This window comes from Pantoea sp. Ep11b, from assembly GCF_040783975.1.
Classification (GTDB): domain Bacteria; phylum Pseudomonadota; class Gammaproteobacteria; order Enterobacterales; family Enterobacteriaceae; genus Pantoea.
Map to the genome: position 1 here is coordinate 585,878 of NZ_CP160631.1, position 22,477 is coordinate 608,354.

21 protein-coding genes are annotated in these 22,477 nt (G+C 58.2%); 17 read left to right on the forward strand and 4 right to left on the reverse strand.

Features of this window, described 5'->3' with window-relative positions; translation table 11 throughout:
- Nucleotides 1-187 precede the first annotated feature (187 nt).
- The 10 genes from AB1748_RS02735 (at nt 188) to AB1748_RS02780 (ending at nt 10,982) form a co-directional block, all read left to right on the forward strand.
- Nucleotides 188-2,746 carry a class I adenylate cyclase gene (locus AB1748_RS02735; RefSeq protein ID WP_293774076.1) on the forward strand — a complete coding sequence of 853 codons (2,559 nt, stop codon included), beginning with the start codon at nt 188-190 and terminating at the stop codon, nt 2,744-2,746.
- A gap of 147 nt (nt 2,747-2,893) precedes the next feature.
- Nucleotides 2,894-3,094: a lipoprotein gene (locus AB1748_RS02740; RefSeq protein ID WP_111142002.1), complete on the forward strand. Its 201-nt coding sequence runs from the start codon at nt 2,894-2,896 to the stop codon at nt 3,092-3,094.
- Nucleotides 3,095-3,122: 28 nt separating this feature from the next.
- Complete coding sequence (gene dapF, locus AB1748_RS02745; protein WP_111142006.1) at nt 3,123-3,947, forward strand: diaminopimelate epimerase; 825 nt, start codon at nt 3,123-3,125, stop codon at nt 3,945-3,947.
- Nucleotides 3,944-4,648, forward strand: coding sequence for a DUF484 domain-containing protein (locus tag AB1748_RS02750; RefSeq protein ID WP_111142003.1), 705 nt, complete (start codon nt 3,944-3,946; stop codon nt 4,646-4,648). Before dapF ends, AB1748_RS02750 begins: the two co-directional genes overlap by 4 nt.
- Nucleotides 4,645-5,550 carry a tyrosine recombinase XerC gene (gene xerC / locus AB1748_RS02755; RefSeq protein WP_293774081.1) on the forward strand — a complete coding sequence of 302 codons (906 nt, stop codon included), beginning with the start codon at nt 4,645-4,647 and terminating at the stop codon, nt 5,548-5,550. The genes AB1748_RS02750 and xerC overlap by 4 nt, the downstream gene beginning before the upstream one ends.
- A complete protein-coding gene (gene yigB / locus AB1748_RS02760) occupies nt 5,547-6,263 on the forward strand; it encodes a 5-amino-6-(5-phospho-D-ribitylamino)uracil phosphatase YigB (protein ID WP_111139768.1) in 717 nt (238 codons plus the stop codon). The genes xerC and yigB overlap by 4 nt, the downstream gene beginning before the upstream one ends.
- Nucleotides 6,264-6,415: 152 nt before the next feature.
- Complete coding sequence (gene uvrD / locus AB1748_RS02765; RefSeq protein ID WP_128085406.1) at nt 6,416-8,578, forward strand: DNA helicase II; 2,163 nt, start codon at nt 6,416-6,418, stop codon at nt 8,576-8,578.
- 67 nt (nt 8,579-8,645) lie between these two features.
- Nucleotides 8,646-8,702 carry a YsgD/CorL family protein gene (ysgD, locus tag AB1748_RS02770; protein ID WP_353887304.1) on the forward strand — a complete coding sequence of 19 codons (57 nt, stop codon included), beginning with the start codon at nt 8,646-8,648 and terminating at the stop codon, nt 8,700-8,702.
- 176 nt (nt 8,703-8,878) lie between these two features.
- Nucleotides 8,879-9,832: a magnesium/cobalt transporter CorA gene (corA, locus tag AB1748_RS02775; protein ID WP_111139770.1), complete on the forward strand. Its 954-nt coding sequence runs from the start codon at nt 8,879-8,881 to the stop codon at nt 9,830-9,832.
- A gap of 97 nt (nt 9,833-9,929) precedes the next feature.
- Nucleotides 9,930-10,982, forward strand: coding sequence for an AbrB family transcriptional regulator (locus AB1748_RS02780; protein WP_367395974.1), 1,053 nt, complete (start codon nt 9,930-9,932; stop codon nt 10,980-10,982).
- Here the strand turns inward: AB1748_RS02780 and rarD are convergent.
- Together rarD and AB1748_RS02790 are read right to left on the reverse strand one after the other, a co-directional pair.
- The gene (gene rarD, locus AB1748_RS02785) at nt 10,953-11,852 is read right to left on the reverse strand and encodes an EamA family transporter RarD (protein ID WP_367395975.1); all 900 of its coding nucleotides are present in this window, start codon (nt 11,850-11,852) and stop codon (nt 10,953-10,955) included. The two genes, AB1748_RS02780 and rarD, sit on opposite strands and share 30 nt — an antisense overlap.
- 17 nt (nt 11,853-11,869) lie before the next feature.
- Nucleotides 11,870-12,340: a thioesterase family protein gene (locus tag AB1748_RS02790; RefSeq protein ID WP_111139764.1), complete on the reverse strand. Its 471-nt coding sequence runs from the start codon at nt 12,338-12,340 to the stop codon at nt 11,870-11,872.
- Nucleotides 12,341-12,533: 193 nt separating this feature from the next.
- Between AB1748_RS02790 and pldA the strand changes: the two genes are divergently transcribed.
- From pldA to AB1748_RS02810, 4 genes are all read left to right on the forward strand, one after another.
- Complete coding sequence (gene pldA / locus AB1748_RS02795) at nt 12,534-13,412, forward strand: phospholipase A (protein WP_111139763.1); 879 nt, start codon at nt 12,534-12,536, stop codon at nt 13,410-13,412.
- A 24-nt stretch (nt 13,413-13,436) separates the two neighbouring features.
- The gene (gene recQ / locus AB1748_RS02800; RefSeq protein ID WP_111139762.1) at nt 13,437-15,263 is read left to right on the forward strand and encodes an ATP-dependent DNA helicase RecQ; all 1,827 of its coding nucleotides are present in this window, start codon (nt 13,437-13,439) and stop codon (nt 15,261-15,263) included.
- 12 nt (nt 15,264-15,275) lie between these two features.
- Entirely contained in the window at nt 15,276-15,899 is a 624-nt protein-coding gene (rhtC, locus tag AB1748_RS02805; protein ID WP_111139761.1) for a threonine export protein RhtC, read from the forward strand.
- A gap of 190 nt (nt 15,900-16,089) precedes the next feature.
- A complete protein-coding gene (locus AB1748_RS02810) occupies nt 16,090-16,908 on the forward strand; it encodes a DUF1460 domain-containing protein (RefSeq protein ID WP_367395976.1) in 819 nt (272 codons plus the stop codon).
- A 58-nt stretch (nt 16,909-16,966) separates the two neighbouring features.
- Here the strand turns inward: AB1748_RS02810 and rhtB are convergent, their stop codons facing one another.
- Nucleotides 16,967-17,590, reverse strand: coding sequence for a homoserine/homoserine lactone efflux protein (gene rhtB / locus AB1748_RS02815; protein ID WP_111139759.1), 624 nt, complete (start codon nt 17,588-17,590; stop codon nt 16,967-16,969).
- A gap of 112 nt (nt 17,591-17,702) precedes the next feature.
- Between rhtB and pldB the strand changes: the two genes are divergently transcribed.
- Entirely contained in the window at nt 17,703-18,695 is a 993-nt protein-coding gene (gene pldB / locus AB1748_RS02820) for a lysophospholipase L2 (protein ID WP_367395977.1), read from the forward strand.
- 52 nt (nt 18,696-18,747) lie between these two features.
- A complete protein-coding gene (gene yigL / locus AB1748_RS02825) occupies nt 18,748-19,548 on the forward strand; it encodes a sugar/pyridoxal phosphate phosphatase YigL (protein WP_111139757.1) in 801 nt (266 codons plus the stop codon).
- Between the two features lie 49 nt (nt 19,549-19,597).
- On the opposite strand, the gene glpT is transcribed toward yigL, so the two are convergent.
- Entirely contained in the window at nt 19,598-20,938 is a 1,341-nt protein-coding gene (gene glpT, locus AB1748_RS02830) for a glycerol-3-phosphate transporter (RefSeq protein WP_111139756.1), read from the reverse strand.
- A 374-nt stretch (nt 20,939-21,312) separates the two neighbouring features.
- On the opposite strand from glpT, the gene AB1748_RS02835 reads away from it, so the two are divergent.
- Nucleotides 21,313-22,173: a carboxylate/amino acid/amine transporter gene (locus AB1748_RS02835; RefSeq protein WP_111139755.1), complete on the forward strand. Its 861-nt coding sequence runs from the start codon at nt 21,313-21,315 to the stop codon at nt 22,171-22,173.
- The last annotated feature ends 304 nt before the right edge of the window (nt 22,174-22,477 follow it).

The window sequence follows — 22,477 nt, forward strand, 5'->3', positions numbered from 1 at the left end:
GTGCTGAAAATGCAGGAAGCGGGTCAGAACGTGCTAAACTGTTAAGTAGCGCAACTTTCTTTACGGTCAATCTGCCGGGTGTTAGATTGATCACGTTTCCAGCAATTATCTGCCCACTTTTTTACGCCAGCAGAGGCAGAGCGCGGAAACAGGGTGCTTAAACACTGGGACAATCAGGCGAAACGTCTTGTACCTCTATATTGAGACACTGAAACAGAGACTGGATGCAATCAACCAGCTGCGCGTTGATCGTGCGCTGGCTGCCATGGGGCCCGCTTTTCAGCGTGTCTACAGTCTGCTGCCAACCTTATTACATTATCAACATCCGCAGATGCCAGGTTACCTTGAAGGTAACGTTCCACATGGCATCAGCTTTTTCACGCCTGATGAAAACCAATGCCAGCTGCTGGCTGACCTGACCGGCGACAGTGACCTGCGCCATGCCGATGCGCCGAAGGGCGAAAGGCCGATCACGGCTATCTACTCCATGGGCAGCACCTCCTCTGTCGGCCAGAACAGCGTGTCGGATCTCGATATCTGGGTCTGCCATCAATCCTGGCTGGATAATGAAGAGCGCCTGAACCTGCAGCGCAAATGCACGCTGCTGCAGAAGTGGTGCGTCTCTATGGGCGTGGAAGTCAGTTTCTTCCTGATCGATGAGAACCGTTTCCGCCACAACGAAAGTGGCAGCCTGGGCGGAGAAGATTGCGGTTCGACCCAACACATTTTACTGCTGGATGAGTTCTACCGTACGGCGGTTCGCATGGCCGGTAAACGCATCCTGTGGAACATGGTGCCGGGCGAAGAAGAGCATCACTACGACGACTATGTGATGTCGCTGTATGCCAAAGGCGTACTGACCCCGAATGAGTGGCTCGACCTGGGTGGCCTTGGCACGCTCTCGGCCGAAGAGTATTTCGGTGCCAGCCTGTGGCAGCTCTATAAGAGCATCGACTCCCCCTATAAAGCGGTGCTGAAAACGCTGCTGCTGGAAGCCTACAGCTGGGAATATCCCAATACACAGCTGCTGGCGATGGATATCAAACAGCGGTTGCATGACGGCGAAATTATCTGTTTCGGGCTCGATCCCTACTGCATGATGCTGGAGCGGGTCACCGATTATCTGACCAGCATCGACGATCAGCCGCGTCTTGATCTGGTGCGCCGCTGCTTCTACCTGAAAGTGTGCGAAAAACTCAGCACTGATGATCATCAGCAACGCACCGGCTGGCGCCGCGAAATTTTATCGCAGCTGGTGAAAGCCTGGGGCTGGAACGAAGAGAAGATTGCCATTCTGGACAACCGTGCAGAGTGGAAAATCGAGCGGGTGCGCGAAGCGCATAACGAACTGCTGGATGCGATGATGCAGAGCTATCGCAACCTGATCCGCTTTGCCCGTCGCAACAATTTAAGCGTCAGCGCCAGCCCGCAGGATATCGGCGTGCTGACCCGTAAACTCTATGCGGCTTTCGAGGCGCTGCCGGGAAAGGTCACGCTGGTTAACCCTCAGATCTCGCCCGATCTCTCCGAGCCTAATCTGACCTTTATTCATGTGCCGCCTGGCCGCGCCAACCGTCCCGGCTGGTATCTCTATAACCAGGCGCCGGACATGGATTCGATCATCAGCCATCAGCCCCTGGAATATAACCGCTACCTGAACAAGCTGGTGGCGTGGGCGTGGTTCAACGGTCTGCTGACCCGTAAAACCCGGCTGCATATTAAAGGCAACGAGATCTGTGATCTGGCGCGGCTGCAGGAGCTGGTGAACGATGTCTCCAGCCACTTCCCGCTGCGTCTGCCTGCGCCGACGCCAAAAGCGCTCTACAGCCCGTGCGAAATCCGCCACCTTGCGATTATCGTCAACCTTGAGCACGATCCGACGGCGGCCTTCCGCAATCAGGTGGTGCACTTCGACTTCCGCAAGCTGGACGTCTTCAGCTTTGGTCAGCAGCAGCAGTGCCTGATTGGCAGTATCGATCTGCTCTATCGCAACTCTTGGAATGAGGTGCGTACGCTGCACTTCAGCGGCGAACAGGCGATGATCGAAGGGCTGAAAACCATTCTGGGCAAGATGCATCAGGATGCGTCGCCGCCCGATACGGTGGAAGTGTTCTGTTACAGCCAGCATCTGCGCGGGCTGATCCGTACGCGCGTCCAGCAGCTGGTGTCAGAATGTATCGAGCTGCGTCTTTCCAGCACACGTCAGGAGCCGGGCCGCTTCAAAGCCCTGCGTATGGCGGGCCAGACGTGGGGGCTCTTCTTCGAACGCATGAGCGTTTCGGTGCAGAAGCTGGAAAACGCGGTGGAGTTTTATGGCGCGATCTCCAACAACAAGCTGCATGGCCTGTCGATCAAAGTCGAAACCAATCAGACGCCGCTGCCGCCGGTGGTCAACGGCTACGCCAGCGAAGGGATCATTCAGTTCTTCTTTGAGAACACGACCGATGAGCGTGGCTTCAACATCTATATCCTCGATGAGACCAACCGGGTTGAGGTTTATCATCACTGCGAAGGCAGCAAAGAGGAGCTGGTGCGCGACGTCAGCCGGTTCTACTCTTCGTCGCACGACCGTTTTACCTATGGGTCGAGCTTTATCAACTTCAACCTGCCGCAGTTCTACCAGATTGTAAATACCGGGGAGCGATTCCAGGTGATTCCGTTCCGCAGTCAGACGCTGACGCAGCTCTGCACGTCGCAGCCTGACAACGACAACGGCGACTATCAACCGCGCTATCAGGTGCATTGATGCTGACGGGCTGCCTGCGCTCCGCAGGTGGCCGCTCTCTTTCTGGCCTGTCACCCGGTTCACGCTATTTGCGGGGATTTCCTGTTGCTTTTCCACCTTCAACTGCGATGATAAGCATCCAGGTAAAGGACATGAAGAGCATAAAGAATGAAGAAAGTAATAAGCCTGTTGGCCATGACAGTGGCAGTAATCAGCCTTGCAGGTTGTGGCCTGAAAGGACCGCTCTACTTCCCGCCGAAGGATCAGCCGAAGAAACAGCAGGCACCGACCGAACGTCAGAAAGCCGATGCCACTAAAGCCGATGTGGGCGGACTGGTAACCGGCAATGCAGGCGTAAAAGCGAACTAATCTGATGGCTTATCCGGCGGAGCAAAAAATGCAGTTCTCCAAAATGCACGGTCTCGGCAACGATTTTATGGTTGTGGATGCGGTGACACAAAATATCTTTTTTTCGCCGGAATTGATCCGCCGGCTGGCCGACCGCCATCTGGGGATCGGTTTTGATCAGCTGCTGATTGTTGAACCGCCTTACGATCCCGACCTCGATTTCCACTATCGTATTTTCAACGCCGACGGCAGTGAAGTGGCACAGTGTGGCAACGGTGCGCGCTGCTTTGCCCGCTTTGTGCAGCTGAAAGGATTGACCAACAAAAGTGACATCCGGGTCAGTACCCAGAATGGTCGCATGGTCCTGACCGTCACGCCTGATGACCAGGTGCGTGTGAACATGGGCGAGCCCAACTTTGAGCCGCAGCAGGTGCCTTTCCGCGCCAATAAAGCGGAAAATCTCTATCTGCTGCGGGTGGCAGAACAGACCGTAATGCTGGGTGCGGTGTCGATGGGCAATCCACACTGCGTCATTCAGGTCGACAGCGTTAAAACCGCGCAGGTCGCGCTGCTGGGGCCGATTCTGGAGAGCCATGAACGCTTCCCGGAGCGCGTCAACGTCGGGTTTATGGAGATCGTCAATCCCGAGCATATCCGCCTGCGCGTCTATGAACGCGGCGCGGGTGAAACGCAGGCGTGCGGCAGCGGCGCCTGTGCTGCCGTTGCGTGCGGCATTCAGCAGGGCATTCTGGCACCGAAAGTCCGTGTGGATCTGCCTGGCGGAACGCTGCATATCACCTGGAAAGGGGCCGGTCAGCCGCTCTATATGACCGGGCCTGCCACACACGTCTATGATGGGTTTATTCATCTATGAAAAATATCGAAGAGCAGGCTGACAGTTCGGTTCTGCTGGACGATCAGGCCGTCAGTGATTACCTGCGGCAGAATCCCGAATTCTTTATCCGCAATGCCCGCGAAGTTGAACAAATGACCGTGCCACACCCGGTGCGCGGCAGCGTGTCGCTTGTCGAGTGGCATATGGCACGGCAACGTAACCATATCCAGCGGCTGGAAGAAGAGATCACGCTGCTGATGGAACAGGCCAGCGCCAACCACGAACTCTTTGATCGTCTGCTGTCGCTGGAGAGCCATCTGGCCGCGGCGGACTCCCTGCAGGATATGCTCAACCGTCTGCATCGCTGGGCGCGTGAGCTGGGCCTGGCGGGCGCGAATGTGCGGCTGTTCAGCGACAAATGGCTGCTGGGCGCACCCTCCGATTTCTTCCAGCTGAGCCTGTCGCGTCAGGCATTTGAGCCGCTGCGCATTCAGCGCTTCGGTAATCAGCATCACTATCTCGGCAGCCTCAACGGGCCGGAACTGCTGCTGCTGCTGCCGCAGGCCAAAGCGATTGGCTCGGTGGCGATGTCGCTGATGGGCGAAGAGGGCGAACTCGGCGTGCTGGTATTTAGCAGCCGTGACAGCCAGCACTATCAATCGGGTATGGGCACGCTGCTGTTGCAGCATCTGTCACAGATGATGCCGGGCCTGCTCGCCCGCTGGGTTGAGCGCGTATGAGTCAGGCGCTGCAGGAGGCCATCGACGGATTTCTGCGCTACCTGAAGGTGGAGCGCCAGCTCAGCCCTCTGACCCAGAGCAGCTATGCGCGACAGCTTGCCGCGCTGGTGGCCATTGCTGATGAGATGAAGCTCAGCAGCTGGGCTGCACTGGAGCCTGCGCAGGTGCGCAGCATGGCGGCGCGCAGCCGTCGTGCCGGACTTTCCGCCAGCAGCCTCGCGCTGCGTCTTTCAGCCCTGCGCAGTTTTCTCGACTGGCAGGTGAGCCAGGGTCTGCTTGCCGCTAATCCGGCCAAAGGGGTGATGACCCCGCGCAAAGCGCGTCATCTGCCGAAGAACATCGATGTTGATGAGGTCAATCAGCTGCTGGAGATCGACTTAGGCGATCCGCTGGCCGTGCGCGACCGGGCGATGCTCGAAGTGATGTATGGCGGCGGGCTGCGCCTTTCTGAGCTGGTGAACATGGATTGCCGCCACGTCGATCTCGATTCCGGCGAAGTGTGGGTGGTGGGAAAGGGCAGCAAAGAGCGTCGGGTGCCGATTGGCCGCACGGCGATCACCTGGATCCAGCACTGGCTGCCGCTGCGTGAAGCCTTTGGCGGTCAGGATGATGCGCTGTTTCTTTCGACGCGCGGCAACCGCATCTCGCCCCGCAATGTGCAGAAGCGCTTTGCAGAGTGGGGTATCCGGCAGGGTGTCGCCAGCCATATTCATCCGCATAAGCTGCGTCACTCTTTTGCCACGCACCTGCTGGAGTCCAGCGGCGATCTGCGCGCCGTGCAGGAGCTGCTAGGGCATGCGAACCTGTCAACGACGCAGATCTATACCCATCTCGACTTCCAGCATCTGGCATCGGTGTATGACGCTGCGCATCCCCGCGCCAAACGAGGAAAGAACGAATGAAGTTTTATCGTCCGCTGTCGGCCATTAAGGCCCTGACTTTCGACCTTGATGACACGCTCTACGATAACCATCCGGTGATCCGTCGCACGACCCTGGCGTCCCACGCGGCGCTGCAGGCGTATCATCCGGCGCTGCGTAGCTTCACGCCGCAGGATTATCAGCGTCTGCGTGACGAGCTGCTGCTGCGTGAGCCTGAGATCTATCACGATGTGTCGGAGTGGCGACGCCGCTCGGTCGAGCTGGCGATGCTGAATGCCGGCCTCTCTGCCGCTGACGCCAGCGCGGGTGCGACAGAGGTGATGGATGTGTTCCACCACTGGCGCAGTCAGGTTGAGATGCCGGATGAGACGCACCAGACGCTGAAAGCGCTGGCGGAAAAAGTGCCGCTGGTGGCGATCACCAACGGCAACGCCAGCCCGGAAAAAATGGGGATCGCCGGGTACTTCCGGTTTACCCTGCGCGCCGGACCGGACGGACGCGCCAAGCCGTGGCAGGATATGTATCAGCTTGCTGCGCAGCGGCTGGCTATCGCGCCACAGCACATTCTGCATGTGGGCGACGACCTCACCACTGACGTGGCGGGTGCGCTGCGCTGTGGGCTGCAGGCGTGCTGGATTAATCTGCGGCAGGGCAATCTGATGCACATCCCGGATGCGCGTCTGTTACCGCATGTTGAAATTTCGCGGTTGGCATCACTCACCTCACTGCTATAATGGCTGTAAATTTATCCAGTCGTCATCTCTTTTCTGCGCTGTCGCCGTCTCCGATCCGGCGTCTGTGTCGCGGTGTTTGCTGCGTCGACAACCCTGCGGCAGGCGAACGCAACAGCGCGACGACGGCGTTTTTTCTCTGGTAAACGGTGCTTATGGACGTTTCTGAACTGCTCGATGGTTTGAATGACAATCAGCGCGCTGCCGTTGCGGCTCCGCGCAGTAACCTGCTGGTGCTGGCAGGCGCGGGCAGTGGCAAAACGCGGGTGCTGGTGCATCGCATTGCGTGGCTGATGTCGGTCGAGAACTGCTCACCCTATTCCATTATGGCGGTGACCTTTACCAACAAAGCGGCGGCGGAAATGCGTCACCGTATCGAGCAGCTGATTGGCACCAGCCAGGGCGGCATGTGGATCGGGACGTTTCACGGTCTGGCGCATCGTCTGCTGCGCGCCCACCATCTTGATGCCGGTCTGCCACAGGACTTTCAGATCCTCGACAGCGAAGATCAGCTGCGCCTGCTCAAGCGTCTGATCAAATCGATGAACCTTGATGAGAAGCAGTGGCCTGCGCGTCAGGGCATGTGGTACATCAACGGTAAAAAAGATGAAGGCCTGCGGCCGAAGCATATCGAAAGCTACGGCAACCCGATCGAGCAGACCTGGCTGCGCATCTATCAGGCTTATCAGGAAGCGTGCGATCGCGCCGGATTAGTCGATTTTGCTGAGCTGCTGCTACGCGCCCATGAGCTGTGGCTTAACAAGCCGCACATCCTTAATCACTACCGCGAACGCTTTACCAACGTGCTGGTGGATGAGTTTCAGGACACCAACAACATTCAGTACGCCTGGATCAGGATGCTGGCGGGCGACAGCGGCCGGGTGATTATCGTGGGCGACGATGACCAGTCGATCTACGGCTGGCGCGGCGCGCAGGTCGAGAATATCCAGCGCTTTCTGCAGGATTTCCCCGCAGCAGAAACGATCCGACTGGAGCAGAACTACCGCTCGACCAACAATATCCTCAAAGCCGCCAACGCCCTGATCGCCAACAATAATGGCCGTCTGGGCAAAGAGCTCTGGACTGAAGGCAGCGACGGCGAACCGATCTCCATCTACTGTGCCTTTAATGAGCTGGATGAAGCGCGCTTTGTGGTAAATCGTATCAAGGTCTGGATGGAGAACGGCGGCGCACTCAACGACTGCGCGATCCTCTATCGCAGCAACGCCCAGTCGCGCGTGCTGGAAGAGGCGCTGCTGCAGAGCAGCCTGCCGTACCGCATCTATGGCGGTATGCGCTTCTTCGAACGTCAGGAGATCAAAGATGCGCTCTCCTATCTGCGTCTGATGGCGAACCGCAATGATGACGCCGCCTTTGAACGTGTGGTTAACACCCCGACACGCGGCGTGGGCGATCGTACGCTGGATGTGGTGCGTCAGACGGCCCGTGAACGCCAGATGACGCTGTGGCAGGCAACCCGCGAACTGCTGCAGAGCCGTGCGCTGGCGGGTCGCGCCGCCTCCGCCCTGCAACGCTTCTGTGAGCTGGTCGATTCACTGGCCACCGAAACCGCCGATTTACCGCTGCATGTTCAGACCGACCGGGTTATCAAAGACTCCGGCCTGTGGCTGATGTATGAGCAGGAGAAAGGTGAGAAGGGCCAGGCGCGCATCGAAAACCTTGAGGAGCTGGTGACCGCCACACGTCAGTTCAGCTATCAGGATGAAGATGAGGATCTGATGCCGCTGCAGGCCTTCTTATCCCATGCGGCGCTGGAGGCAGGCGAAGGTCAGGCCGACAAATGGCAGGATGCGGTTCAGCTGATGACGCTGCACTCGGCGAAAGGGCTGGAGTTCAGCCAGGTGTTCATCGTCGGCATGGAAGAGGGCATGTTCCCGAGCCAGATGTCGCTGGACGAAGGCGGGCGGCTGGAAGAGGAGCGTCGTCTGGCCTACGTCGGCGTGACCCGGGCCATGCTCAAACTGACGCTGACCTACGCCGAAACCCGCCGACTCTATGGTAAGGAAGTGTATCACCGGCCTTCCCGTTTTATCGGTGAGCTGCCGGAAACCTGCATCGAAGAGGTGCGTCTGCGCGCCAGCGTCAGCCGTCCGGTGAACCATCAGCGGATGGGCGCCCCGGTGACCAAAAATGACAGCGGATTCGCGCTGGGCCAGCGTGTTCACCACGCTAAATTTGGTGAAGGCACCATCATCAATCTGGAAGGCAGCGGCGAGCACAGCCGTCTGCAGGTGGCGTTTCAGGGGCAGGGAATCAAGTGGCTGGTGGCGGCCTACGCGAAGCTGGAAACGCTTTAGCGTGCGGTTGACGGCTTTTTCGTCTCAGCGTAACATGCGCCCACTATTATCATGAGAGGACAATGCCTTGGACACGCCCAGTCGATGCTGGCTCAATGACCTGTTTAGCAGGCATAACATCTAAGGCTACCTCTTTACGCGGGTAGCCTTAGCGGTTATCAGCGACCTCCCTTTTGATTCCGTCGCACGAGTCAGCACTGATTTACCTTTGAAACTCTGTTTCCGTGTTCAGGTTGCCGGTTCCTGTTGAGGAACGGCGGACAGCCTTGTCCCATTTAGTCTGCAATGGGGAGTATTGCTATGCTAAGCGCATTTAAACTGGATCGCAGCCGCCTGACGCGACTGGAGCTGGAAGACGAAAACGACAAACTGACCACCTCGGTCTGGGTCGATCTGATCGAGCCGGAAGAGGGCGAACGTGACCGGGTGCAGTCCGAACTGGGCCAGAGCCTGGCGACACGGCCTGAGCTGGAAGATATTGAGGCCTCGGCGCGTTTCTTCGAAGATGAAGATGGTCTGCATATCCACTCCTTCTTCTTCTATGAAGATGCTGACGATCATGCCGGTAACTCCACCGTGGCATTCACCATCCGTGAAGGCCGGCTCTATACGCTGCGCGAACGTGAACTGCCCGCGTTTCGTCTTTACCGCATGCGCGCCCGCAACCAGACCCTGATCGACGGCAACGCCTTTGAGCTGCTGCTCGATCTGTTTGAGACCAAAATCGAGCAGCTGGCGGACGAGATCGAGAACATCTACAGCGCGCTGGAGAAACTCAGCCGGGTGATCATGGAAGGTCAGCAGGGCGAAGAGTACGATCAGGCGCTGTCACGGCTGGCTGAGCTGGAAGATATCGGCTGGAAGGTGCGCCTCTGTCTGATGGATACCCAGCGCGCCCTGAACTTCCTGGTGCGTAAAGCGCGGCTGCCGGGCAACCAGCTGGAGCAGGCGCGCGAAATCCTGCGCGATATCGAATCGCTGCTGCCGCATAACGAGTCGCTGTTCCAGAAGGTGAACTTCCTGATGCAGGCGGCGATGGGCTTTATCAACATCGAGCAGAACCGCATCATCAAGATCTTCTCGGTGGTTTCCGTGGTCTTCCTGCCGCCGACCCTGGTGGCTTCCAGCTACGGAATGAACTTCGAATTTATGCCGGAACTGAAGTGGAGCTTTGGCTATCCCGGCGCGATTGGCCTGATGATTCTGGCCGGCCTCGCGCCCTATCTCTACTTCAAGCGTAAAAACTGGCTGTAATAACGTAGCGGGCCATCTGAGATGGCCCGTTTTACTGGCTCCCGTCCCCTTTTCTGCGTAATCTCACCCTTCTGTTTTTACAAATAATTAACTTCTTATGGATGCTTTGTCGTTGCCTGTGCAGTGGACGCTGCTGCTACTGATCTCGGTGCTGCTCGGCGCGGTGCTGCACGTTTTCCATGTGCCAGCCGCGCTGCTGCTGGGGCCGATGGTTGTCGGTGTCGTAATGGGGCTGTCGGGCGCTACGCTGCGGATTTATAAACGGCTGTTCCTGCTGGCTCAGGCCGTGCTGGGCTGTATGATCGCCCGGAGCCTGTCGCCGTCGATCCTGACGCCGCTGATTCAGGAGTGGCCGATTATTGTGATGGTGCTGCTGCTGACGCTGGCGGCCAGCGGCCTCTCCGGCTTTCTGCTGGTGCGCTTCAGCCATCTGCCCGGTCCGACCGGCGCCTGGGGATCGTCGCCGGGTGGCGCGTCGGCGATGGTGGCGATGGCGGGTGACTTCGGTGCGGACGTGCGGCTGGTGGCGTTTATGCAGTATCTGCGGGTGCTGTTTGTCGCGTCAGCGGCGGCGCTGGTGGCGCGCATCGGGCTGGGCGATCAGGCGCACAGCGTGTCGTTAGCCTGGTTTCCCGCCCTGAATTACGGTTTTGCGCTGACCCTGGTGATAATGCTGACGGGCGCGTGGCTGGGCACCCGTCTGCGCATCCCCTCTGGCGCGCTGCTGCTGCCTGCGCTGGCTGGCGCGCTGCTGAACGGCAGCGATCTTGTGGCGTTGCAGGTGCCGGAATGGCTGCTGGCGGTGGCTTACGCGCTGATTGGCTGGAGCGTGGGGCTGCGCTTTACCCGACCGATTTTCCTGCTGGCCCTGCGCACGCTGCCACAGATGCTGGCCTCGATCTTCGGGCTGATGCTGTTATGTGGCGGGCTGGCGTGGATGCTGACGCAGATGCTGGATATCGATCTGATGACCGCCTATCTCGCCACCAGCCCTGGCGGACTGGACACGGTGGCGATTATTGCGGCAGGCACCCAGGTCAACATGGCGTTTGTGATGGCGTTACAGACGCTGCGTCTTTTTACCATCCTGCTGACCGGGCCAGCGTTAGCCCGCTTTATTTCACGCTATGCGCGGACGGGCACGGAGTGAAAACGCCACCGCGTCGCAGATAAACACCAGCAGCGCCAGCCAGATGAAGCCGAACGTGACCATCTTGTCCGGCGTGATCGTTTCACCGTAAAACGCGACGGCCAGGATGAACATCAGCGTCGGGCCAAGATACTGAAAGAAGCCGACGGTCGAGAGCCGCAGTCGGGTACAGGCTGCGGCAAACAGCATCAGCGGGATGGTGGTGACAATGCCCGCTGCGATCAGCATCAGGTTGAGACTGAGCGGATTCGCGGAGAGATGGCTGGTGCTGCTGTCGGCAAAGCCAAACAGATAGAGCGTCGCCAGTGGAAACAGCCACAGGGTTTCAATCAGCATACCGCTCTGCGCATCGACCTGAATCTTCTTACGCATCAGCCCATACACGGCAAAACTCAGCGCCAGACCGAGCGCAATGATCGGCAGCGAGCCAAACTGCCACAGCTGCACCAGCACGCCGACGGCAGCCAGCAGCACCGCCAGCCATTGCAGGCGTCGAAAACGCTCACGCAGAAACAGCATACCGAACACCACATTGATCAGTGGGTTAATAAAGTAGCCCAGGCTGGCTTCCAGCATATGCTGATTGTTGACCGCCCAGATAAACAGCAGCCAGTTGCCACCAATCGTCAGTGCGGTGACCGCCAGCAGCAGCATTTTTCTGGGTTGCCGCACTACCGAGCGGACTGTCGGCCAGCTGCGGCTTGCGGTGATCAGCAGCAGCATAAAGAGTGCAGACCAGATCACCCGATGTGTCATGATCTCCGTTGCCGGAACCTGTTTTACCAGCTTGAAATAGGCGGGCGCGATGCCCCAGATAAAATAAGCGCCCAGGGCAAAAAAGATGCCCTGGCGGGTCTGTTGCGTATCCATGTGAAATCCAGAAATGATTAGCCGATCAGATAGGTGGCGGTAGCGGTGGCGATATAGTCACCCTGTTGATTGTGCAGCTCTACGCGCGCCACGGCGACTTTGTTTCCGGCGCGCAGCAGGCTGCTGGTGGCGGTAAAACGCTCGCCGCGTCCGGGGCGCAGATAGTCGACGCGCATATCGATGGTGCCCATGCGCGACAGCCGGTGACGCAGATCCGCTTCGCTGATGCTCTCCTGACGGGTTAAGGCATTGCTGACGCAGACCATGCCCGCCGCCACGTCCAGCACGGCTGCGATCACGCCGCCGTGCAGGATCTGCTGCACCTGGTTGCCTACCAGCATGCTTTTGTTACTGAAGCTGATCTCGGCGTAGTCGGCGTCAAGGCGCATCAGCTCCAGGCCCAGCGCCTGATTAAACGGCATGTGATAAACGAAAATTTCGCCGACCAGCTGGCGAGCGTCCTGCGGTGTCAGCACGGGTGATGACATGATGATGTGTCCTGAAAAAATCGGGCCAGAGGGGCGCGGAACGTTAATGAGTTGTGTATTCTATGCCGCCTGCGGGGGTGTTTCCAGTTTAAGAAATCAGCACTCATGCTCACTGCCATTTGCGTGTAGAATGGCCTCCTTTTTACGACACCCTTTCAGTTATTTTGATACGCAGCGCTCACCGGAGAATTTTATGCGTAAGCATCGCGCCTTGCTGGCGGCTATGTTGATCTTCCCTGCGCTGGCGCAGGCGGATGAAGCCCAGATTAAAGAGGTTCATGACGCGCCAGAGGTTCAGGGAAGCATTATTGCTAACCTGCTGGAGAAGCACGATAACCCCTTTGTTCTCTACCCGTATGAGAACAACTATCTGCTTTATACCTACACCAGCGATATGAACAAAGAGGCGATCTCCTCTTATAACTGGGGAGAAAATGCCCGCAAGGATGAGGTGAAATTCCAGCTCAGCCTGGCGTTTCCGCTGTGGCGCGGCATTCTGGGCGACAACTCGGTGCTGGCCGCGTCCTATACCCAGCGCTCCTGGTGGCAGCTGTCGAATCGCGGCGAGTCATCGCCTTTCCGTGAAACCAACTATGAGCCGCAGATTTTTCTGGGCTGGGCCACGGACTATTCGCTGGCAGGCTGGACACTGCGTGATGTGGAAGTGGGTCTGAATCATGAATCCAACGGACGCAGCGACCCGACCTCACGAAGCTGGAACCGCGTTTATGCGCGTCTGATGGCCGAGAACGGAAACTTCCTGGTGGAGATCAAGCCCTGGTATCGTATCCCTGACGGGGCCAACAACGATGACAATCCCGATATCACCAAATATATGGGCTATTACCGCACCCGTCTGGGCTATAAACTGGGCGACAACATCTTCAGCGTAGAGGGCAACTATAACTGGAACAGCGGTTATGGCGGCGCCACCCTGGGCTGGAGCTACCCTATCAGCGAGCACGTTCGCTTCTATACTCAGGTATTCAGCGGCTACGGTGAATCACTGATCGATTACAACCATCGCCAGACGCGTCTGGGTGTGGGTGTAACGCTTAACGACTTGTTCTAATCCCTAACGTAAGACAGGAATCGCGTGGCAACCTCGGCAGTTCTCAATCAGGAAGCGCTGGCGCAGCAGGTATTACAGGATACCTTCGGCTACCAGCAGTTTCGTCCCGGTCAGCAGACGATCATTAATGAGGCGCTGAACGGGCGCGATTGTCTGGTGGTTATGCCCACCGGCGGCGGTAAATCGCTCTGTTATCAGATCCCGGCGCTGGTGCGCGAGGGGCTGACGCTGGTGGTTTCCCCGCTGATCTCACTGATGAAAGACCAGGTCGATCAGCTGCTGGCGAATGGCGTGGCGGCTGCCTGTCTTAATTCCACTATGACGCGCGAGCAGCAGCAGGCCGTGATGGCGGACTGCCGCACGGGTCGGGTTAAGCTGCTCTATATCGCTCCTGAGCGTCTGATGATGGATAACTTCCTGGAGAATCTGGCGCACTGGCAACCCGCGATGCTGGCGGTGGATGAAGCGCACTGTATCTCTCAGTGGGGCCACGATTTCCGGCCGGAATATGGCGCACTCGGCAGGATGCGTCAGCGTTTCCCGGCGTTACCGGTGATGGCGCTGACCGCCACCGCAGACGAAACCACCCGCAACGATATCGTTAACCTGCTGCATATGCAGGACCCGCTGATCCAGATCAGCAGTTTTGACCGCCCCAACATTCGCTACACCCTGGTGGAGAAGTTCAAGCCCACCGATCAGCTGCTGCGCTACGTGCAGGATCAGCGTGGCAAATGCGGCATTATCTACTGCAACAGCCGGGCGAAGGTGGAGGACACCGCCGCGCGTCTGCAAAGCCGGGGATTCAGCGTCGGGGCATACCACGCCGGGATCGACAGCGAACAGCGTAGCCGGGTGCAGGAAGCGTTTCAGCGTGACGATCTGCAGATCGTGGTGGCGACGGTCGCCTTCGGAATGGGCATCAACAAGCCTAACGTCCGGTTTGTGGTGCACTTCGACATCCCCCGCAACATCGAGTCCTACTATCAGGAAACCGGGCGCGCCGGTCGGGATGGCCTGCCGGCAGAAGCGATGATGCTTTACGATCCGGCGGATATGGCCTGGCTGCGTAAATGCCTGGAAGAGAAAGTGCCCGGGCCGCTGCAGGATATCGAACGCCACAAGCTCAATGCCATGGGCGCGTTCGCTGAGGCGCAGACCTGCCGTCGTCTGGTGCTGCTGAACTATTTCGGTGAGGGTCGCCAGCAGCCGTGCGGTAACTGCGATATCTGTCTCGATCCGCCCAAGCGTTATGACGGTCTGGTCGAGGCGCAAAAAGCGCTCTCCGGCATCTATCGCGTCGGTCAGCGATTCGGGATGGGCTACATCGTCGAGGTGCTGCGCGGGTCGAACAACCAGCGTATCCGCGAACAGGGCCACGACAAACTGCCGGTCTACGGGCTGGGTAAAGATCAGAGCCACGAACACTGGGTCAGCGTGTTGCGTCAGCTCATCCACCTGGGGCTGGTGACGCAGAACATCGCCATGCATTCCGCCCTGCAGCTCACTGAAGCGGCGCGTCCGGTACTGCGGGGCGAAGTGCCCCTGATGCTGGCGGTGCCGCGTCTGATTACCGCGAAAACCAAAAGCAGCGGCCCGGCGAAGTTTCAGGGTGGCAACTACGATCGCAAACTGTTCGCCAAGCTGCGTAAGCTGCGAAAAGCGATTGCGGATGAAGAGAATATTCCGCCTTATGTGGTGTTTAACGACGCCACGCTGATAGAGATGGCAGAGCAGATGCCGGTCAGCGCCTCAGAGATGCTGAGCGTTAACGGCGTCGGGCATCGCAAACTGGAGCGCTTTGGTAAACCTTTCCTGGTGATGATCAAAGAGCATCTCGATGAAGAGTAAAGGATACTGATTATGCTGATGTTATTTGCAACGGTCGCGCTGGTGCATCTGGTGGCGCTGATGAGCCCCGGCCCCGATTTCTTTTTCGTGTCGCAAACTGCCGCCAGCCGCTCCCGTAAAGAGGCGATGATGGGAGTGCTGGGCATCACGCTGGGGATTGTGGTCTGGGCGGGCGTGGCGCTGATGGGCCTTCATCTGATCCTGGAAAAAATGGCCTGGCTGCATCAGATCATCATGGTCGGTGGCGGACTCTATCTGCTGTGGATGGGCTGGCAGCTGATGTGCTCGGCCCGCCAGCGTCACAAACAGCCGCAGCAGGATGAGCCGGTGGTGGAACTGCCAAAACGCGGCATGAGCTTTCTTAAGGGGCTGCTGACCAACCTGTCGAACCCGAAAGCCATTATCTATTTCGGCAGCGTTTTCTCGCTGTTCGTCGGTGATGATGTCGGTGCAGCGGAGCGCTGGGGCCTGTTCCTGCTGATTATCGGCGAAACCTTTGCCTGGTTTGCGCTGGTGGCGGCTATCTTTGCGCTGCCGTGGATGCGGGCGAAGTATCAGCGTCTGGCCAAGTGGGTCGATGGCATGGCCGGCGTGCTGTTTGCTGGTTTCGGTATCCACCTTATTATCTCGCGTTAAGCCCGGACCCTGATCTTTCTGCCGGAATGCGCCTGGCGCGACCGGCAGAAAGCTCATCCTCTGCCGTTTCTCTCTGATTTGCCGCCCGCGATTTTGTCCTTTCTCTGCCACAGCCGCAGATAAATCCTCATCATTTGTTAAATAGTGAAACGCGTGCCTCTGGTAGGGTCGGTGCGTATGGCCTGTTGATATGAAGAGGATAACCAGAATCAAAACCCTGTTACTGCTGCTCATCGCAGCCGCGCTCAGCGCCTGTGCCTCGCCGGAGGCCACGCCTCCACCGGCACCAGAACCGGCCAGAAAAGAGAGGGTGTCGGCGATCCTGGCGCAGGCACCACCGCTGTCAGCGCCGCAGGGCGAGAGAATCGCGCAGATCTCCGCCGCCTTTCTCGGGACGCCTTATCAGGCGCATACGCTTAAGGGTTCACCGGATATCCCCGAAATGCTGGTAGTGAATTTTCACGGCGTGGACTGCTTCACGCTGCTGGATTACGTTCAGGCACTGAGTCACAGCCGCGACCGCGCCAGCTTTGAGGCGAACCTGATCCGCACCCGCTATGCGGGCGGCGAGGTGCGTTACCTGAACCGCCGCCACTTCTTCTCTGACTGGTTCGCGGAAACGCCGCGTAATGCCGATGATATGACGCGCAGCCTCAGCCCGCAGGCGGTGACGGTCGTGAAGTTGCTGAATCGCGAGGTGCGCGGAAAACCGCAGGTGCCCGGCCTCGGCGTGATCTCCGGCCGCATTACCTATCTGCCCGCGAAAGCCATCACGCCCCAGGTGCTGGCGCAGATCCGCACCGGCGATTACGTGGGGGTTTACGCCACCGCGCCGGGGCTGGATGTCACCCATGCCGGCATCGCGGTGCGGCATGATGGCCGGTTATGGTTCAGAAATGCCTCTTCGCTCGCCGCCACGCGCAAAGTGGTTGATATGCCTTTCCGGGAATATATGCGGTCTAAGCCGGGGATCATTGTCCTGCGCGCGCTGCCGGTGAGTGCGCCTTAACGGCGAGGCAGGAAGAGGGGAAGAGCGGCGCCGACCCGGGCAGGTCGGCGCGCAGGACTCAGGCGATCTTTCTGGCACTGGCGAGCAGGGCGCCCACCGCCATAAAGAGTCCGCCAAAAATACGGTTCATTAACTTCATCTGGCGGGGACCTTTAATCCAGCCGGCAATCCGGGTCGCCAGCGTGGCGTAGCCAATCATCACGATGATATCCACCACCACGGTCGTTACGCCCAGCACCAGATACTGCATAAAGAGCGGCTGATGCGGCTGGATAAACTGCGGAAACAGGGCGGCGAGAAAGACGATACTTTTCGGGTTAGTCAGGTTAACCAGCACGGCGCGTTTGAACAGACGACGACGTGGCATCGCTCTGGCAACGGCATCCAGATCGATCCCGCCAGCGGAGCGCCACTGCTGAATACCCAGCCAGACCAGATAGGCCGCACCGGCCCACTTCAGGATTTCGAACGCCAGCAGTGACTGAGAAAACAGCGCGCCCAGCCCGATACCCACCAGCACAATATGCAGCGCCAGTCCGACCTGCAGGCCAGAGATCGACGCCACCGTGCCACGGTAGCCGTGGCTGATCCCCGTACTCATGGTGTTAATGGCACCGGAACCCGGCGACAGGCTGAGAATTGTTGTGGTAAGCAGATAGGTCAGCCACCATTCGATGGTCATGGGTCAGGCTCTCATTAGTAGCGGAATTGTGACACAATACGCCAGAATTAAGCGCGGCGCTACGGCCTGCACAGGGCATTCAGGACCCGGTATCCGGTCAACAGGAGGGCGAATGGATCAACATAAAGCCAGCTGGCTGAGACGGGAAAAAGCCTTTGCGGCCTTCGCCACCGGGCCGCTGCTCGACTTCTGGCACCGCCGCGAAGAGTGTGAATTCACCGGCGTCGGCAATCTGACGCTGCGCTACGTGCGTTTCGCATCACCGCAACATCAGCGTGTGATCCTGATTGTGCCGGGACGCATCGAGAGCTACATAAAATATCCTGAGCTGGCCTACGATCTGTTCCACTGCGGGTTTGATGTGATCATTCTGGATCATCGCGGTCAGGGACGATCCGATCGCCTGCTGGAAGATACCCATCGCGGCCATGTGGCAGAATTTACCCACTATGTGGACGATCTGGAAACGCTCTATCTGAAAGAGATCGTCAGCGGTCACTATCAGCAGCGCTACGCGCTGGCGCACTCCATGGGAGGGGCGATCTTAACGCTGTTTCTGGCGCGTCAGCCGCAGGCTTTTCATGCGGCGGCGCTGGTGGCGCCGATGTTTGGCATCGCGTTACCGTTGCCCTCATTTCTGGCCCACCGGATCCTGGACTGGGCGGAGAAGCGACCGGCCGTGCGTGATGGCTATGCGCTGGGCACCGGACGCTGGCGCGCCCACCCGTTTGGCATTAACCGGCTGACACACAGTGCCGAGCGTTACCGGCGCAATCTGCGGTTTTATGCGGACGACCCGGCGCTTCGCATGGGCGGGCCGACCTACCATTGGGTGCGTGAAGGCATCCATGCGGGTCGCAACATTCTCAGCCAGGTTGATAAGATCACCACGCCGCTGCTGCTGCTGCAGGCCAGCGATGATCGGGTGGTCGACAATCGCTCGCAGGATCTGTTCTGTGCCGCGATGGCCGCGGCGGGTCATCCGTGTGAAGGCAACACGCCACGGGTGATCGACGGTGCGCGTCACGAGATCCTGTTTGAAAAAGATGAGATGCGTGCCGAGGCACTCAATGCAGTGGTCGACTTTTTTTCATCGCATCACTGACGTTATTTATCCGACCGGTTAACACCGGCTGAACCAGCTATCCGAGGTTTTCATGTATCACATCGTTGCATCCGATCTGGATGGCACGCTGCTCTCTCCCGAACATCGCCTGACCCCTTTTGCGCGTGAAACGCTGCAGCAGCTGGTCGCGAAACAGATTCACTTTATTTTCGCCACCGGTCGTCACCATATCGATGTGGGCCAGATGCGCGACAGCCTGGCGATTCCGGCCTATATGATCACCTCAAACGGCGCACGCGTACACAACGCCCGCGGTGAGCTGGTGTTCAGCCACAATCTGGATGAGGATATCGCCAGCGATCTGTTCGGCCTGCAATATCATCACAGCGATATCCTGACGCACGTTTATCGCGACGATGAGTGGTTTGTCAGCCGTTCCAGCCCGGCTGAGCAGGACTATTTCCGCGAGTCGGTGTTTAATTATCAGGTCTATGAGCCGGGTCTGCTGCCCACCGATAACATCAGCAAGGTCTTTTTCACCTGTGAAAATCCTGAGCATCTGATCCCGATGGAGCAGGCTATTGAAGCGCGCTGGGGCGACCGGGTGAATGTCAGCTTCTCGCTGCCGACCTGTCTGGAAGTGATGGCGGGCGGCGTGTCGAAAGGCCATGCGCTGGAAGCGGTCGCGAAACAGCTGGGCCACTCGCTGGAAAATTGCATCGCCTTTGGCGATGGCATGAATGACGTGGAAATGCTGAGCATGGCCGGAAAGGGCTATATCATGCAGAACGCGCATCAGCGGCTGAAAGATACGTTGCCGGAGCTGGATGTGATTGGTTCCAATGCCGATGACGCGGTGCCGCAGACGCTGCGCACGCTCTATCTGGCTTAAGTTTTCTGCATAAAAAAGGGCCGGTTATCCGACCCTTTTTTTATTGCCTTCAGGCAGGGTGCTTTTTGTGTTTGTGCTCGCTGACCATGGTCAGCAGCAGCAGGACAACCGCCAGCACGCAGCCAGCAATCATCACCATAAAGCCGCCGTCCCAGCCGAAGTAGTCGACGGTATAGCCCACGATGGCGCTGGCGGCGACAGAGCCGCCCAGATAACCGAACAGGCCGGTGAAGCCTGCCGCCGTCCCTGCGGCTTTTTTCGGTGCCAGCTCCAGCGCATGCAGGCCGATCAGCATTACCGGGCCGTAGATCAGGAAGCCAATCACGATCATGCAGGTCATATCGACCCCGGGATTGCCCGCCGGATTGAGCCAGTAGATCACGGTCGCGATGGTCACCAGCGTCATAAAGAAGACCCCGGTCGCGCCACGGTTGCCGCGAAAGACTTTATCTGACATCCAGCCGCAGAGCAGCGTCCCCGGAATCCCCGCATATTCATACAGGAAGTAGGCCCACGAGGACTTATCCAGCGTGAAGTGTTTCACCTCGCGCAGGTAGGTCGGCGACCAGTCGAGGATGCCGTAACGCAGCAGATAGACAAACACGTTGGCCAGCGCGATGTACCACAGCAGCTTATTCGGCAGCACATATTTCATGAAGATCTGTTTGGCCGTCAGCTCCTCTTCGTGGCTGGCGTCATAGTCGGGTGGATAGTCGTTTTTGTACGCCTCAATCGGGGGCAGACCGCAGGATTGCGGGGTATCGCGCATCAGCGCAAAGGCCAGAATCGCAATCGCAATGGCACCGAAGGCAGGCATATAGAGTGCCGCTTTCCAGTCGTTGAACCACGCCATCCCGAGCAGGAACAGCAGCGGCGGAATACCGCCGCCCACGTTATGCGCACAGTTCCAGACCGAGACGATTCTGCCGCGCTCCTTCTGCGACCACCAGTGCACCATGGTGCGTCCGCAGGGCGGCCAGCCCATGCCCTGGAACCAGCCACAGATAAACAGCAGCACGAACATCACCATGATGCTGGAGGTGGCCCAGGGAACGAACCCCATGATCAGCATCACGGCGGCGGCCAGAATCAGACCGGCCGGTAAAAAGACGCGCGGATTCGAGCGGTCAGAGACGGATCCCATGATGAACTTAGAGAAGCCGTAGGCAATGGAAATGCCCGACAGGGCAAAGCCCAGGTCGCCGCGTGAAAAACCCTGCTCGACCAGATAGGGCATGGCGAGCGCAAAGTTTTTCCTGACCAGATAGTAGGCCGCATAACCAAAAAAAATCCCGATGAAAATTTGCCAGCGCAGACGACGGTAGAGAGGATCGATGCGATCCTCCGCCACCTGCGGCTGACGTGGTGCAGGTTTAAAAATACTCAGCATTAGTGAGGCCCTCCAGGGCACATTATGGTTTTAATTCCCAGCAGGTTGGGGCAGGACGTGGACAGAATAAAATGGACAAAAGATGTTCCATTTCGCGCAAAGAATAGTGTCAGTTGCACAACGTTACTGTGATGAATGACACATTTGTTACAGTTTTATTACAGGTGAGAGCGAAAATGATCACGAGATGGATCATTTCGCGCATTTTGTCTGGCTGAAAACCGATTCCGGCGACAGTTATGTCAGGACGTGTAAATAGCCGCAGAAACGGCTGTTCCGGTCGCCTGGTTTATAACCGGATGTCAACCAGATTTTGCAGCCTCGCGGCGACACATTGTTTACACTGACGGCCTGTTCATTTCGGGATTGTTACCGTGTTCTTACTGATCATTACCACTATTCTGTGGGCCTTTTCGTTCAGCCTGATTGGCGAATACCTCGCCGGTCAGGTGGACAGCTGGTTCTCTGTGCTGATGCGACTGGCGCTCGCTGCGCTGGTGTTTTTACCCTTTCTGCGCTGGCGCGGCTATCGGCCGTCAACGCTGCTGCTTTACATGCTGGTGGGGATGCTGCAGCTGGGCGTGATGTACCTGCTGAGTTTCGAAGCCTATCTCTACCTCAGCGTGTCGGAGTTCCTGCTGTTTACGGTGATGACGCCGCTCTATGTGACGCTGATTTATGACCTGATTAGTCGTCGTCCATTGCGCATCGGCTACATCTTCAGTGCGCTGCTGGCGGTGGCCGGGGCGGCGATTATCCGCTATGACAAAGTCAGCGATCATTTCTGGTTTGGTCTGCTGCTCGTGCAGCTCGCCAACATCTGCTTCGCGGCGGGAATGGTGGGGTATAAGCGTCTGCAGGAGACCCGGCCTATGCCGCAGCACACCGCCTTCTCCTGGTTTTATCTGGGCGCGGTCGCGATCGCGGTGCTCGCCTGGTCCGCCTGGGGTAATCCACAGAAATTGCCGACTACCTCGCTGCAGTGGGGCATTCTGGTCTGGCTGGGCGTGGCGGCGTCCGGGCTTGGCTATTTTATGTGGAACTACGGGGCGACGCAGGTCGATGCCGGCACGCTGGGCATCATGAACAATATGCACGTTCCCGCCGGACTGCTGGTCAATCTGGCTATCTGGCAGGAGAAACCGCACTGGCCGAGCTTTATTGCAGGCGCGCTGGTGATCGTCGCCTCGCTGTGGGTGCATAAGCGCTGGGTGGTGGGGCGGCGCGATCGATAACCCGCTGATAGCAATGCTGAACCGGCGGGCTGATGCCGGTTCAGCCCGCCGGACTGACGTAGTTGCATCGTAAAGTACCGCCATCTTTTTTCGTCGTCCGGGCTATCCTGGCCCGGACACTTCGCCGTTCAGGCGCGTCACCCCTGAAGCGTTAACGACTTCTTCGTGCTTATTGGTTCAGGCAGAGGAATGGGCGATAGCCATGAAGTTAATAGGGTTAATTGCCTGTAGAACTAGTCTGGCTGGCTGCAAGGGATTCGTGTCTTGCTTAATCCCCCATCAGAAACTGAATACTATCTGCCAG

Coding starts and splice junctions, on each gene's coding strand:
- yigB (WP_111139768.1), top strand. CDS start 5,547: ATGAAGTTTTATCGTCCGCTGTCGGCCATTAAGGCCCTGACTTTCGAC.
- AB1748_RS02780 (WP_367395974.1), top strand. CDS start 9,930: ATGGATGCTTTGTCGTTGCCTGTGCAGTGGACGCTGCTGCTACTGATC.
- uvrD (WP_128085406.1), top strand. CDS start 6,416: ATGGACGTTTCTGAACTGCTCGATGGTTTGAATGACAATCAGCGCGCT.
- AB1748_RS02790 (WP_111139764.1), bottom strand. CDS start 12,340: ATGTCATCACCCGTGCTGACACCGCAGGACGCTCGCCAGCTGGTCGGC.
- pldA (WP_111139763.1), top strand. CDS start 12,534: ATGCGTAAGCATCGCGCCTTGCTGGCGGCTATGTTGATCTTCCCTGCG.
- xerC (WP_293774081.1), top strand. CDS start 4,645: ATGAGTCAGGCGCTGCAGGAGGCCATCGACGGATTTCTGCGCTACCTG.
- rhtC (WP_111139761.1), top strand. CDS start 15,276: ATGCTGATGTTATTTGCAACGGTCGCGCTGGTGCATCTGGTGGCGCTG.
- corA (WP_111139770.1), top strand. CDS start 8,879: ATGCTAAGCGCATTTAAACTGGATCGCAGCCGCCTGACGCGACTGGAG.
- rhtB (WP_111139759.1), bottom strand. CDS start 17,590: ATGACCATCGAATGGTGGCTGACCTATCTGCTTACCACAACAATTCTC.
- AB1748_RS02750 (WP_111142003.1), top strand. CDS start 3,944: ATGAAAAATATCGAAGAGCAGGCTGACAGTTCGGTTCTGCTGGACGAT.
- yigL (WP_111139757.1), top strand. CDS start 18,748: ATGTATCACATCGTTGCATCCGATCTGGATGGCACGCTGCTCTCTCCC.
- dapF (WP_111142006.1), top strand. CDS start 3,123: ATGCAGTTCTCCAAAATGCACGGTCTCGGCAACGATTTTATGGTTGTG.
- pldB (WP_367395977.1), top strand. CDS start 17,703: ATGGATCAACATAAAGCCAGCTGGCTGAGACGGGAAAAAGCCTTTGCG.
- AB1748_RS02810 (WP_367395976.1), top strand. CDS start 16,090: ATGAAGAGGATAACCAGAATCAAAACCCTGTTACTGCTGCTCATCGCA.
- glpT (WP_111139756.1), bottom strand. CDS start 20,938: ATGCTGAGTATTTTTAAACCTGCACCACGTCAGCCGCAGGTGGCGGAG.
- AB1748_RS02740 (WP_111142002.1), top strand. CDS start 2,894: ATGAAGAAAGTAATAAGCCTGTTGGCCATGACAGTGGCAGTAATCAGC.
- rarD (WP_367395975.1), bottom strand. CDS start 11,852: ATGGATACGCAACAGACCCGCCAGGGCATCTTTTTTGCCCTGGGCGCT.